General features: G+C 60.6%; 11 protein-coding genes and 1 tRNA gene. 8 read left to right on the top strand and 4 right to left on the bottom strand.

Translation table 11 applies throughout. The annotated features are described in order from the left end of the window. The first annotated feature begins 1 nt into the window (after position 1). The 4 genes from SALLO_RS0109230 to SALLO_RS0109245 all read left to right on the top strand — a co-directional run bounded on the left by SALLO_RS0109230 (position 2) and on the right by SALLO_RS0109245 (position 4,876). Positions 2-1,810, top strand: a complete 1,809-nt coding sequence (locus tag SALLO_RS0109230) for an ATP-binding protein (RefSeq protein WP_022836022.1) — start codon at positions 2-4, stop codon at positions 1,808-1,810. Positions 1,811-1,829: 19 nt separating this feature from the next. After that, complete coding sequence (locus tag SALLO_RS0109235; protein ID WP_022836023.1) at positions 1,830-3,029, top strand: MPP10 family protein; 1,200 nt, start codon at positions 1,830-1,832, stop codon at positions 3,027-3,029. Between the two features lie 101 nt (positions 3,030-3,130). Further along, on the top strand, positions 3,131-4,027 hold the full coding sequence (locus SALLO_RS16355; RefSeq protein WP_157621366.1) for a phospholipase D family protein: 897 nt from the start codon (positions 3,131-3,133) through the stop codon (positions 4,025-4,027). Continuing rightward, positions 4,028-4,876: an ADP-ribosyltransferase-containing protein gene (locus SALLO_RS0109245; protein ID WP_157621368.1), complete on the top strand. Its 849-nt coding sequence runs from the start codon at positions 4,028-4,030 to the stop codon at positions 4,874-4,876. It abuts the gene before it with no gap. An 18-nt stretch (positions 4,877-4,894) separates the two neighbouring features. Here the strand turns inward: SALLO_RS0109245 and SALLO_RS0109250 are convergent, their stop codons facing one another. Together SALLO_RS0109250 and SALLO_RS0109255 are read right to left on the bottom strand one after the other, a co-directional pair. Then, positions 4,895-5,290 (bottom strand): RidA family protein, encoded by a 396-nt coding sequence (locus SALLO_RS0109250; protein WP_022836026.1) that lies wholly within the window; start codon positions 5,288-5,290, stop codon positions 4,895-4,897. Positions 5,291-5,565: 275 nt separating this feature from the next. Then, a tRNA-Ala gene (locus tag SALLO_RS0109255) sits at positions 5,566-5,638 on the bottom strand. Positions 5,639-5,864: 226 nt separating this feature from the next. Between SALLO_RS0109255 and SALLO_RS0109260 the strand changes: the two genes are divergently transcribed. Together SALLO_RS0109260 and SALLO_RS0109265 are read left to right on the top strand one after the other, a co-directional pair. After that, positions 5,865-6,332, top strand: coding sequence for a GNAT family N-acetyltransferase (locus tag SALLO_RS0109260; RefSeq protein ID WP_022836027.1), 468 nt, complete (start codon positions 5,865-5,867; stop codon positions 6,330-6,332). A gap of 47 nt (positions 6,333-6,379) precedes the next feature. Beyond that, the gene (locus SALLO_RS0109265) at positions 6,380-7,456 is read left to right on the top strand and encodes an alanine racemase (protein ID WP_022836028.1); all 1,077 of its coding nucleotides are present in this window, start codon (positions 6,380-6,382) and stop codon (positions 7,454-7,456) included. 90 nt (positions 7,457-7,546) lie between these two features. On the opposite strand, the gene fahA is transcribed toward SALLO_RS0109265, so the two are convergent. Beyond that, complete coding sequence (fahA, locus tag SALLO_RS0109270) at positions 7,547-8,839, bottom strand: fumarylacetoacetase (RefSeq protein ID WP_022836029.1); 1,293 nt, start codon at positions 8,837-8,839, stop codon at positions 7,547-7,549. A gap of 39 nt (positions 8,840-8,878) precedes the next feature. Further along, positions 8,879-9,886 carry a hypothetical protein gene (locus tag SALLO_RS0109275; RefSeq protein ID WP_228702799.1) on the bottom strand — a complete coding sequence of 336 codons (1,008 nt, stop codon included), beginning with the start codon at positions 9,884-9,886 and terminating at the stop codon, positions 8,879-8,881. A 260-nt stretch (positions 9,887-10,146) separates the two neighbouring features. Here SALLO_RS0109275 and SALLO_RS0109280 point away from each other — a divergent pair, with 260 nt between their 5' ends. Next, positions 10,147-11,382 carry a tetratricopeptide repeat protein gene (locus SALLO_RS0109280; RefSeq protein ID WP_022836031.1) on the top strand — a complete coding sequence of 412 codons (1,236 nt, stop codon included), beginning with the start codon at positions 10,147-10,149 and terminating at the stop codon, positions 11,380-11,382. 92 nt (positions 11,383-11,474) lie between these two features. Continuing rightward, complete coding sequence (locus SALLO_RS0109285) at positions 11,475-12,641, top strand: cystathionine gamma-synthase (RefSeq protein ID WP_022836032.1); 1,167 nt, start codon at positions 11,475-11,477, stop codon at positions 12,639-12,641. Positions 12,642-12,686 lie beyond the last annotated feature (45 nt).

Below are 12,686 nucleotides of genomic sequence, written 5' to 3' on the forward strand. Positions count from 1 at the left end.
CATGAGTCAAGGTGGAGAACATACCAAAGATCACGATATTGTCCCCGCTCACCTTGCGGTGAAAGCCATGCGGGACAACGGTTATAAGAACGCGGCGTACGCGATCGCCGAGCTGATGGATAATGCGATTCAGGCTCAAGCTTCTCAAGTCGAACTGCTCTGCGGCGAGCGAGAAGTCCAGTTGAAGAAAAAAAAGAGCTCCCGTATTCATCAGATTGCCGTGCTCGACAATGGTACGGGAATGGATGAACGGGTGCTTCGGCTCGCCCTTCAATTTGGCAATGGTACCTACCTGGACCCCGAGGATCAGGACGGGATCGGTAAGTTTGGCATGGGATTGCCAAGCTCATCTATGTCGCAGTGCAGACGAGTCGATGTGTGGTCCTGGCAAGATGGAATTGACAGTGCCATCTACACATACCTCGACCTCGATGCCGTTTTGGATCGAGAAATGAAAGAAGTTCCTGTGCCGGAGCCTAAGTCAATCCCGGAACTCTGGCAACAGGTGGGTAACTCGTTTGGCAAAAGTGGGACGCTCGTCGTCTGGTCCCAGCTGGATCGTGTCATGTGGAAGACAGCCCGGGCGATTATTCGCAACTCCGAGATGCTTATCGGTCGCATGTACCGCCGCTTCCTTGCCAATGACCGGGTGCAGATTCGAATGCATTCGTTCGACCTCGACAAACCCCAGAAGGGAGGAGGCATCGAAAAGTATGCTCAGCCGAATGATCCGCTTTACCTGATGTCAACCACGTCGTGCCCGTATGAGGAGGAGCCGATGTTCGAGAGGTGGGGCGAACCGCACAAGTTTGAGATCTACCATAAGGGAGAAATACATCCGGTAACTATCACTTTCTCATTCGCCAAGGAGGAAGCCAGAAGAGGACACAATCCAGGATCAAAACCACATGGTCGTCACGCCGCCAAGAACGTGGGTGTGTCTATCGTCCGGGCTGGACGCGAATTAGAGCTCGATCAATCGTGGGTAGTTCAGTACGACCCTACCGAACGATGGTGGGGCGTAGAAGTCGAGTTCCCTCCGGCCCTCGATGATTTGTTTGGTGTATCCAATAATAAGCAGACTGCCCGTAATTTCCACGAATTAGACGCTGAGGCGCTGAAACAAGACAGCGAATCTATTACAGAACTGAAAGAGCGCCTTGAGGAGGAAAACGATCCAGCGGGCCCTCTTCTTGAGTTATCAGATAGCATCGACAGAAACCTTAAAACGATTCGCAAACTTCTGAAGGCTCAAACAAAGGGATCGCAAGGAGGACAGGAACGTCATCAGGACATCGAGGCAGAAGAGCAGGCTACAGCAGAAACTCGCAAGCGACAAAAGGAAGGCTATCAGGGTGAAAGTGACCAAGAGGAAACTCTCCCTGACGAAGAGCAGGAAAAAGAACTTGAAGAAGAACTGCGAGAGTCTGGAATGACGCAAGAAGCTGCTCAAGGTATTGCAGCATTTACTGTCAATCGTGGATTGAAATACACGTTCGCCGAAACGGCACTTGAAGCAAGATCCCAACTGTTCTCAATAACGCCGAGGGCGGGCAAAATCATTATCAAGCTGAACACAACTCATCCCGGTTACGAAAACCTTATAGAAGTCCTGGAAAATGTGGATGGGGACGAAGATGCAGATGCCCTACGTGATCGTCTTCGCCGAGCACGGAAAGGGTTGCGACTCCTCCTCTTAGCCTGGGCTCGCTACGAAGACGAACAGAGAGGAGATCAGCGCGAGAGAGCTCAAGACATCCGTTACGAATGGGGAAAGATAGCACGGCAGTTTATGCGGGAGATGGACTGAGGGGTCATGCTAATTTGTTATGCTCAGTAAATTCAGCAGAAGCATCTTAGAAACGCTGGAAGCGGCTGATCGGCCTCTTGCGGCCAGCGAGATCGCTGATCGTTTGTCTGACGAGGACGAAGAATATGTCGGTGGTCTCGTGAAAGTTTACCTACAGCACGGGCTGGAAGAGCACGTGCGAAAAACCGCCGACAGCAAATGGATCTGTGTCAACTCATCAGATCGGGAAGAGCGCCCGGCTACCGAAACCCAACAACAAGTCGAGCCTCCTGACCAAGGTATCGATAATATACTCTCATCGCTGAAAGGCCTAAATCGTTCGATCATCAAGGTTTTGGTCGAATCAGATGAACCGCTTAAAGCCAGCGACATTGCCAAATCGCTATCGAGTAATTCGCAATTCGTCTCACGAACTGCGGTAAATGGACGACTACACGGCGAACTCGGAGATTACGTAAAGCAAGATCCGCAATATCGTTGGTCGCTTAAGAATGACATAGAACAGAATGAACGTGTCTCTGATGCGGAGACATCAGACGTAAATGCGGAACCCGATGAGGAGCAGGATCCGGCCCACGTACCATCTGAGGAGGAGTCCGACGTCTCGCCGGAGAGTATTGCAGACTCCATTAAATCGCACCTTGAGACATCCAAGAAAATCGTCACCGTGCTTGCCCTTGCTAAGCGTCCCCTGTCCACCTCACAACTTGGAGAGGTACTTCAGAAATTAGGCCATGACACCACGGAAGAGGACATCGAAACCTGTCTGGACGTGATTCTAAACCGGTTCGTAACAAAGGATGCCGAGGACCATGTTACTCTCGTCTCTTCCACGGATTCTGCCTCACAGGAAGATGAGGAGCCCGTTGATGCAGACACTCGTGCCTCTCTCTCGGGGACGACATACAATTACGAGTTTGCCGAAAAAGAGTACGACTCTCCAGCATTGTTTTCGAGTCATATTCAGGGTGGTACAGTACAGATCAACCTGAACACGTCTCATCCTTTTTCTAAACAACTGCGTGCGGCTATCGACGGGCAAAAGCACAAGCGAAATCCGGACGTTCACAGCTTGACTTTTGCTCTGCAAATACTTCTTGCCGCCTGGACAGACGTTGAAAGCAATCTCAAAGGCCGGAGCCGAGACCTGGCAGAAGAACTACGCACAGATTGGGGACGTGCTATTCGATCCTTGCTCCGCAGTCAAAAAGATTCGTGATGCACGTCTACTTTCGGTCCCTCGGCACACGTCTGACAGAGGAGTGTGAGCGATCCGCCGGTGAGATACTCTTAGCCGCCCCTTTCATCAAAAAGGGCACCATGCAGCGCCTCATCGAGGCCTGCTCCTCCGAGCAGCCCGTACGAGCGATTACCAGATGGCGCCTGGACGAGATTGTATCGGGAGCGAGTGATCCTGAGATCTGGAAGCTTTTAAAGGATCGACCAGGCGCTTCATTGTGGCTGCGTCCAGACCTGCACGCCAAATACTATCGGTTCGGTGATGTATGCTACGCTGGATCAGCGAATATCACCGATGCTGCACTTGGTTGGAGTGCTCGTCCCAATTTTGAGCTTCTAGTGCGTCTCCCCTTCCGCAAAGACAGGCTTGCGAGCATTGAGGGAAGACTGCGAAGGAATTGCGTCAGAGTTTCGCAGGATCTCTATGACCATTTTACCCGACTTAGGGAAGAGTACGAGCAATTAGATGACCGATCCACGGATTACGGGAAGATAAAATACGATGCTGCAGATGTGACCGGTTCTGTGGCGGAGTTTGAGACTGAGTTAGATGTGGAGAAATCAGAGCAGATTGATCGCGAGCAATGGCTTCCCCACCTGCGTCATCCTGAAAAGTTATATCGAACATACACCGGTGACTTTAAGTCTCTCACGACAGCCACTCGTCGTCACGGTTTGCGTGACTTGCAGTTCTTCGACACTCCTGATGGGCTACCAGAAGCGGCCTTCAACATGGAGATAAAGTGGCAGCTTCTCCAAATGCCGGTAGTCCAGACGGTAGATGACTACGTTCGTACCTCCAGGCGTTTTGGTGCGGTGCGTGATTACCTCAAAACTCTCCCCTGCTCTGAAGCGCCTGGTTTTAATGCTACTGAGGCGTGGCAGACACTGATGAGATGGCTGCTATATTTTCTTGGGGATAGATACAAAAGAAGAGTATACAATTATTCTGAAATAATTTACAAAAAGCATAGATAAATGACTCCTCGTCGACTTCCCCACAGCAAAGCCCCGTTGCAGATGGCCACCCAGCCGTCGCTGGACTTGTCAGTTCCGGTGTATCCGTCGGAGGACTTGGAGCGGCTTGTCCGAAGCCCGTCATTCCTCGAGTGGTTTGGCGACTGGCGCACCGCTGAAGCGACCTCTTCTGCGGCCATCGGGCCCAACGGTCGTCCGCTTCTGGTGTACCATGGCACGCCATACGCGTTTGCCCGCTTTGAAATGGAGCGGGCCCAGGAGCGTACCCGCACCACCTGCCACTCGCGAGGGCTTTACTTTACGGATGATGATCGTGTGGCGCAAACCTATGGTTCCCGGATCATCGCCGCGTTCTTAAACCTCCGCACTCCGTACATTAACATAACACCCAGCCGGTGGTCGCATGTCCGCCTCGACGATGGTCCCTCCCTTACCGAGGTGCCGCCCGTGCATCGGCACGGGTACGTCATTTGGCCGTCTGCCGTGCCGGCGCCACCACAGGGGACTGTCAATGGAGGCACATCAGATGGGGCCTATACGTCATACCGGCTGCCGTACCGCACGAGCGCGACTGTCGACCAACTTGCGACGTGGGCGCGCGCGAGCGGCTTTGACGGGCTTATCCTTCACAACATGCACGATCAGGGCGGTCCCCTCACCGATACAGACGCTGCAAACGGGCGTGACCGCATCCGCGCTACGACGCTCGTGGCGTTCGACCCATCGCAGATTTGGATGCTCACCGGCGCGCACAAGCCACCGGCGGCTGCGCAACCACGCGCGCCCCGCTCGGTCTCCCCAAGCGAAGCGCATGCGATGACGGAGCATTCAGCACATGCGGCGCGTTGACCCTGGGGCCTGGCCGTGTTAGACCTGGTCTCCCAAGACGCAATCGGCCTCAATCTCCACCAGCCAGTCCGCGTCAATGAGGCGGCTCACCTCCACAAACGTGCTCGCCGGCCGAATATCGCCGAAGTAGCGTTCGTGGACGCGGGCGGCCTCCTCCCAACGGGTGATGTCTGTGAGCATAATGCGCGTCCGCAGCACATCCGCCAGCGTGCCGCCGGCCTCCGCCACCGCCTGCTGTATGATGTCGAGGCACCGCTGCGTCTGCCCCGCCACGTCTCCGGGATGCGCCACGGAGCCGTCGTCCGCGATGGGCGCGGTTCCCGATACCGCAATGAAGGGCCCCACGCGCACGGCGCGCGAGAAACCGATGGAGGCCTCGAAAGGCGAGCCGGACGAAACGGTTGTACGAGCCATTACATGTGGGTTTTCTTTCCAGTTGCCAGCACATCGCGCCGTGCCGGGGCGCTTTCTTGCAGTAAAGATACCCACACGACCCAAGCGCTGCAAGCGTACACGCAAAAACGCACAGCGGCGAGCGGTCGGGAGCATAGGAGCCGGTTGCCCGCGATCTCCTGCAGCGGATTGATACAGGAATGCCCCAGCCGGCGCGCCCACATGAAGCCCGCCCAATCGCAGGGCGCACCAAAGAAAAAACCCCGCCCATTGATCACGGGCGAGGGTTGGGGCTGTGGAGCTAAGGAGATTCGAACTCCTGACCTCTGCAGTGCGATTGCAGCGCTCTACCAACTGAGCTATAGCCCCGGCGGTTAGTCTGTGCTATCGATACCGCACCGCTCGCAGGGCTGTTCCAGCCGCCGTGCGGTGCACACTCAATTCATCCGGGGCCCGCGAGGACGTGAGGCGGCGCCCGCGGTTCATACGCCCTCCCGTTGTGTGAAGAGCACTCAACACTCCGCCCCGCAATGAAACCGCACGGCGTGGCTCCGATTCATGCGCACGCGTTTTCTTGATGCTCGCTACACCCCGTATGGCTTCCTCGCCTGCTGTCCTCGACGTCGCCGTGGCCGATACGCCCGCCGCGCTCCCCGACGATCTGCCCCGCCCGGCCCTGGTCGACTTCCTGCATACGCACCTGGGGCGCTTCGGCGATGCGCCGGCCGCCATTCGCAGGGCCCTCGACTATGCCTTTAGCACGTCCGACGGCCGCGGGGGCCGCGTGTTTATCGCGCGCCACGACGACGCGGTGGTGGGCGCCGCGGTGGTGCTCGATACCGGCATGGCCGACTTCGTGCCGCCGCACCTGCTCGTCTACATTGCGGTCGACGCGGACTACCGCGGCCGGGGCTTCGGCTCGGCCCTCGTCGAACGCCTGCGCGCACACTGCGACGGCGCGATCGCCCTGCACGTGGAACCCGACAACCCCGCCCGCCGCCTCTACAAACGGCAGGGCTTTGCGGCGCCCTACGTAGAAATGCGCGCCCCGGCCCTGTCATAAGCGGACCCCGTTGTACGCTGCCTTCCTCTTGCTGCTTCTTGCCGCCCATGGCAACCCTTCGCATCAACACGGCGCCCATCATCGACAACATCAAGCGCCTCAGCACCTACTTGTCTGCACACGATGTGCAGTGGACGCTCGTAGCCAAGGTGCTGAATGGCCACCGCGCGGCCCTCGAGGCGCTCCTCACCAGCGAGGCGATGAACGGCGTGCACTCCATTGCCGACTCGCGCCTCTCGGGCATCCGCACGATGAAGGCCATCCGGCCCGACATCCGCACCATGTACATCAAACCCCCGGCGGTGGAGCTGGCCGACGACGTGGTGCAGTATGCCGACGTGTCGCTCAACTCCAGCCTCACCACCATCCAGGCCCTCAACGACGCCGCCGCGGCCCACAACACCACCCACCGCATCATCATTATGGTGGAGCTCGGCGAGCTGCGCGAGGGCATCGTGCGCGACGACTTGCTCGACTTCTACGATGCCGTCTTCGAGCTTCCCCACGTGGAGGTCATCGGGCTGGGCAGCAACCTGGGCTGCATGCACGGCGTGGAGCCCAACTACGACAAGATGGTGCAGCTGTGCCTCTACCAGCAGCTCATCGAAGCAAGCTTTAACCGCGAGCTGCCGCTCGTGTCGGGCACCAGCAGCATCGGACTCCCGCACGTGGGCACGCACAAGCTGCCCGATGGCGTCAATCACCTGCGCATTGGCGAGGCGGCGTTCTTTGGCACGTCGCCGCTGCATCACGACAAGGTGCTCGACCTGTCCTCCGACACGTTCGTCTTTGCGGCCAACATCATCGAAAAGGCCCGGAAAGACCCCGAGCCGGAGGGCGTTATCAACGACGCCAACATCGGCCACACCGCCCAGCCCGTGGCCACCGACCGGCGCACCGATCGCTGCATCACCGACTTCGGGTTGCTTGACGTGGACGTAGACAACCTGACACCGGTCGACGAGGGTGTGCAGTTTGCCGGCACCACCTCCGACATGACGGTGTTCGATGTCAGCCTGAGCGACACGTCCTACGCCGTGGGCGACCGCATTGCCTTTCGGCCCAACTACATGGCCACGGCGCACCTCATGCTCTCAAAATACATGGACAAGGCCGTCGGGTAGCGTGCCCCCGCGGCGCCCATCACCAGCACGGGCCGGCCCCGCCCCAACGGCGACGCCGGCCCGATGCGCTGTTTTGTACGCAGCACGTTGCTACGCCAGCGGCTGTGCCGGCAACACCGTGCCACGGGTTTCGCCAAAGCCCACGCGGTAGCCATCGCCCGCGGCCCAGCCGGTCATCACCACCGCATCGCCGTCTTCGGCAAAGGTGCGCTCCGAGCCGTCCGGCAGCTCGATGGGATGCTCGCCGCGCCACGTCAGCTCCAGCAGGCTGCCGTAACTGTCTTTTGTAGGGCCGCTAATCGTGCCCGACGCCAGCAGGTCGCCCGGACGGATGTTGCAGCCGTTCACCGTGTGGTGCGCCAGCTGCTGCACCATCGTCCAGTACATGTGGCGGAAGTTGGTGCGGCAGACCGTATGCGGCGCATCCAGGGCAGGCGTTTGCAGGCCCACCTCCAGCTGAATGTCGTACGCCGTATCGGGGCGGGGCGGCTGCAGGTAGGACAGCGGCGCAGGCTCTTGCGTGGGCGCATCCACGCGGAAGGGCTCCAACGCGGCCAGCGGCACCACCCAGGGCGACACCGTGGTGGCAAAGCTCTTGCCCAAAAACGGCCCCAGCGGCACGTACTCCCAGCCCTGAATGTCGCGGGCGCTCCAATCGTTCACGAGCGTGAGGCCAAAGATCTGATCTTCGGCGGCGTCGATGCCAATGGGCGTGCCCAGCTCATTGCCGGGGCCCGTGAAGAATCCCATCTCCAGCTCAAAGTCGAGCAGGCGCGTAGGACCGTACGTCGGCGGGCCGTCGTCGGGCTTGCGCTGGCCGCAGGGGCGCCGCACCGGCTGTCCGCTCGGAATGATGGAGCTGGCGCGCCCGTGGTAGCCCACCGGCAGGTGCACCCAGTTGGGCTTCAGGGCGTTCTCCTTGCCCCGAAACATGGTGCCCACGTTGGTGGCGTGCTCCTTCGAGGAGTAGAAGTCGGTGTAGTCGCCCACCCGCGCCGGCAGGTGCATGGTAACAGCCGAGCGCTCAAAGAGCGCGCGCTCCTTCAGGTCGGCGTCGTCGCGCAGCGTGGCGGTATCGGCCCGCAGCGCATCATGAATCGTGGCGCGCGCGGCATCCCAGGCCACGCGGCCCAGGCTCATGAAGCGGTTCAGCGTGGACTGCTCGAAGGGCGCGTGTTGCACCAGCAGCGGATGCTCGAACAGACCGGCGTCTGCCAGGGCCGAGAGGTCGAGCACGTGCGCGCCAATGGCCACGCCCACGCGGGGCGGCCGCTCATCGGGCGGCGTAAACACGCCGTAGGGCAGGTTTTGGATGGGAAAGTGCGAGTCGGCAGGCACGTCAATAAACGACGCGTGCGACGGATCGACGGTTGGGTCGGCCATACAGGAAAGCAGTTGGGTGAGAAAATCGAGAAGGTGCGGTTACAAGAGGTCGAGGTCGCGCAGGTCGAACACGGGTTCTTCGAAGCTGCAGCTGCCAAAGGACATGGCAAACGACGCCCGCGCCGCGCGCACCGCGTCGATGGGTACGAGGGCCTCGCGCCAGCCGAAGGCCTCTTTGGTGAAGCGGAAGTTTTCGGGGTTGTCTTCTTGCAGAATATCATGCAGCGCGGCAGCATCCAGCGCGTGGGCATCGGCAAAGACGGCCGCGCCAAAGACGTTAAAGAAGCCGTGCATCATCGTCTCCAGCGTATCATCGAAGTGGCGCACCGGGTGGTGCAGGCCGGCCGTGGCCTTAAACCGGACGCCCGCGCGGCGGCACGTATCAATGAAGGTAGCCACCTGCGGCACCGTGGGCACCATCGACGGCTTGAGGCCGCCACAGCGCAGCTTCAGGCCCACCTCCGAGCGCAGCGGCACATCGCCCTGGCTGTTGTGCTCGGCCACCGCCGCGGCCACCGCCGGCAGCGCCTCCAGCGTTTCATCAGACGGCGCGATCTCAAAAAAGATGTCGAGCTTCGCCGTGCCATGCCGCACGAGCTGCTGGTTCACGGCCGTCAGGAAGTCGAGCACCGCGTGGGTGGTGCCCGCCTGCAACGGCGCCGGCAAGCGCACCTCCATCGCATCGGCCGACACGCGATCGTGGTGGTCCGTCTCGAACGCGCCGATGCGGGCGAGGTCGGAGGCAAACGCGTCCAGAAAGTCCGCGGGCGTCGCGCCGCCGGTGCCCAGCACCGAGAACGCGTAGGGGGCCTTCCGGCGAAAAAGCCCGCTGTACGCCGACAGGTCGCCCAGGCGCTTCGTTGGAATGACGAAGCGCGCCAGCATCCAGGCCTCCTCTTCGTCGCGGTACTGCGTGTAGTTGTGCAGGGCCTCGTCGAGCGGCAGCTCGGCCGGCGGAAAGAGCCCGGCATAGTCAACAATCTCGGCAAGCAACGCCCGCAGGCTCGGGGCCACAAGATCGGGCGTAGGCGTGGCGTGGTCTTCCATAGCAGCAGTCCGGGATGGTGAACGGAACGAACGCCACCGCAACAGCATGTAGTGGCAGCGCTTCCAAATAGCGGGATAGCCCGCGGAGTTGCAACGGGCGCCCCGGGGTGTACAACGGACTTCACGAAGGGTTACGCCGGCGAAGTTGCATCCCCTGTAACGCGCCGCTACATTATACGTTGGTTTGCACGAAATATACGATTGCTCGTGCGGAAGCAGGGGATCGCTTCCGCCCACCTTCATAGACGACAGACTTCATCATGAAAGCCTTACGACAATCATCTGTTTGGACGCTCGTGGCAGGCGTACTGCTGTTGGGCGCGCTCTCGGCCTGCTCGGGGGGCAACCCGAACGTTGGGGCCGCGGAAGATGCGCTGGAGCAAAACAATTACCAGCAGGCCCTGCAAAGCGTGCAGAAGGCCATTGACGCCGACTCCGCCAACGCGCAGGCGTACATGCTCAAGGCCCGTATCCTCATGCAGCAGGCGCGCAGCACCAATGACGCTGAGCGCCACGCCGAGCTTGTGAAGCGAGCCATCGAGGCGCAGGAGCAGGCCATCCAGTTCAACCCGGGCCTACGTGAGGAAGTAAACACGCGGCGGCAGTTCTCCTACATGCAGGAAGCCCGCCAAGGCGGCCAGCTGTTCCGGACCGCTGATTCCGACACGAACGCGGTGGCCGACTCGGTGCTCTTCCTGCGCGCTGCGAGCCGGTTTAAAGCCGCTCAACTGATCCAGCCCGATTCGGTGGTCATGCTGCAGAATGAGGCCTACGCCCGGCTGCGGGCCGGCGAGCAGGCCAACGCCATTCCGCTACTCGCGGCGTACGTGGAGAAAGCCGACTCGGTGGGCGTGGAAAGTTATACGCTACTCGGCAACCTGTACCTCGTCGACGGGCAGGCCAAAAAGGCCATCCCGGTGCTTGAGGAGGGCGCTGAGATATACCCCACCAACCAGGAGCTGCAGTCGATGCTTCTGAACGCGTACAACACCGCGGGCATGACCGAAGAGGCCATGAAGCAGTACGCCCGACAGGTGAAGCAAAATCCTGAGAACGCCAACTACCGCTACAACTACGGCACGATGCTGCTGCAGGCCAACCGGTTCGACGAGGCCATTGAGCAGTTGAAGGCCGCCGTGCAGTACAACGAGGGCAACGTAAAGGCGCTCTACAACCTGGGCGCGGCTTACGTGAACAAAGCCGTTGCGGTCGATGACAGCATTGCCGCCATCGAGAGCGAGTACCAGACGGGGGAGATCCCGCAGGACAAGCAAGCAACGATCAAGCAATTGGTGGAGCGGCGCAAAGAGCTGTTTGCCAACGCCATCAACCCGCTGGAGAAGGCCCGCCGGCTCGCCGAGAGCGGCAGCGCGTACCGCGCAGACATCTGCCGGTCGCTGTTTACGGCCTACGTTCAGACCAATCAGCAAGACAAGGCCAAGGCGGTGCAATCGTGCGCTGGCTTCTCGGGCGACCAGGGCTCGGGCGGACAGTAACCCGCAGGGCCGCCTAACGCCTCATGCTTTGAAAGGCCCGTAGCGCACTCGCGCACGGGCCTTTCGCTTTTTTCAATCAATTGTGTGATGCTATGGACTCCAACGACTCATCTGCTACCGGCTTCGGGACGCGCGCGGTGCATGCGGGCCAGGCGCCCGATCCGTCCAGCGGCGCCGTCATGACGCCCATCTACCAGACCTCGACCTACGCGCAATCGGCGCCGGGCAAGCACCAGGGGCACGAGTATTCGCGCGTCACCAACCCTACGCGCTCGGCGCTGGAAGGCAATCTCGCCGGGCTGGAAGGGGCCGCGCACGCCATCACGTTTAGCTCCGGCGTGGCCGGCATCGACGCCATCTTGAAGGGCGGCCTGCGCCCGGGCGACCACGTCATTGCGACCAACGACCTGTACGGCGGCACTTTTCGGCTCTTCAAGGAAGTGTTTGCGCCATTCGGGCTGTCGTTTTCGTTTGTTGATATGACGAGCACCGAGGCGGTAGCGGCTGCCGTGACCGACGACACGGCGCTGCTCTGGGTGGAGACCCCCACCAACCCGCTCATGCGCATTGCCGACATCGAGGCGCTCTGCGACCTCGCCGACGCCCACGACATCGACGTGGCGGTCGACAACACGTTTGCGTCGCCCTACCTGCAGCAGCCGCTGGCGCTGGGCGCCGACCTCGTGCTGCACTCGGGCACCAAGTACCTCGGCGGCCACTCCGACGTGATTATCGGCGCGGTGTGCACCAACAGCGACCGGTGGAACGAGGCGCTGCGGTTTCAGGTGAAGAGCGCTGGCGCGTGCCCCGGCCCCATGGATTGCTTTTTGACGCTGCGCGGCACCAAGACGCTGCACCTGCGCATGGATCGCCACTGCGCGAATGCGCGGCAGCTGGCGGTCTTTTTGGATGGGCACCCGGCCGTGGCCCGCGTGCGGTACCCGGGCCTTACGAGCCATCCGGGGCATGCGGTGGCGGACCGGCAGATGCTCGACTTTGGCGGCATGATCTCATTTGAGCTCGCCGACGACCGGATGGACGCGGCCCTCGCGGTGCTGCAGGGCACCGAGGTGTTTACCCTGGCCGAGAGCCTGGGCGGCGTGGAGAGCCTGATCGAGCATCCGGCCTCCATGACGCACGCGTCGATTCCTGCCGAAGAGCGCCGCGCCATTGGCCTCACCGACTCGCTCATTCGTCTCTCGGTGGGCGTCGAAGACGTTGACGACCTGCAGGCCGACCTCGACGCGGCGCTGTCGTAGGCGCCTCCAACTTATGTCATTGCGTGCGACATGCAAGAGCCTCCA

It is taken from the genome of Salisaeta longa DSM 21114, assembly GCF_000419585.1.
Lineage (GTDB): Bacteria > Bacteroidota > Rhodothermia > Rhodothermales > Salinibacteraceae > Salisaeta > Salisaeta longa.

Bases quoted from the DNA above. Each gene is read 5' to 3' on its own strand.
- SALLO_RS0109280 (WP_022836031.1), top strand. From the start codon at position 10,147: ATGAAAGCCTTACGACAATCATCTGTTTGGACGCTCGTGGCAGGCGTA.
- SALLO_RS0109275 (WP_228702799.1), bottom strand. From the start codon at position 9,886: ATGGAAGACCACGCCACGCCTACGCCCGATCTTGTGGCCCCGAGCCTG.
- SALLO_RS0109235 (WP_022836023.1), top strand. From the start codon at position 1,830: ATGCTCAGTAAATTCAGCAGAAGCATCTTAGAAACGCTGGAAGCGGCT.
- SALLO_RS0109230 (WP_022836022.1), top strand. From the start codon at position 2: ATGAGTCAAGGTGGAGAACATACCAAAGATCACGATATTGTCCCCGCT.
- fahA (WP_022836029.1), bottom strand. From the start codon at position 8,839: ATGGCCGACCCAACCGTCGATCCGTCGCACGCGTCGTTTATTGACGTG.
- SALLO_RS0109285 (WP_022836032.1), top strand. From the start codon at position 11,475: ATGGACTCCAACGACTCATCTGCTACCGGCTTCGGGACGCGCGCGGTG.
- SALLO_RS0109250 (WP_022836026.1), bottom strand. From the start codon at position 5,290: ATGGCTCGTACAACCGTTTCGTCCGGCTCGCCTTTCGAGGCCTCCATC.
- SALLO_RS0109245 (WP_157621368.1), top strand. From the start codon at position 4,028: ATGACTCCTCGTCGACTTCCCCACAGCAAAGCCCCGTTGCAGATGGCC.
- SALLO_RS0109260 (WP_022836027.1), top strand. From the start codon at position 5,865: ATGGCTTCCTCGCCTGCTGTCCTCGACGTCGCCGTGGCCGATACGCCC.
- SALLO_RS16355 (WP_157621366.1), top strand. From the start codon at position 3,131: ATGCAGCGCCTCATCGAGGCCTGCTCCTCCGAGCAGCCCGTACGAGCG.
- SALLO_RS0109265 (WP_022836028.1), top strand. From the start codon at position 6,380: ATGGCAACCCTTCGCATCAACACGGCGCCCATCATCGACAACATCAAG.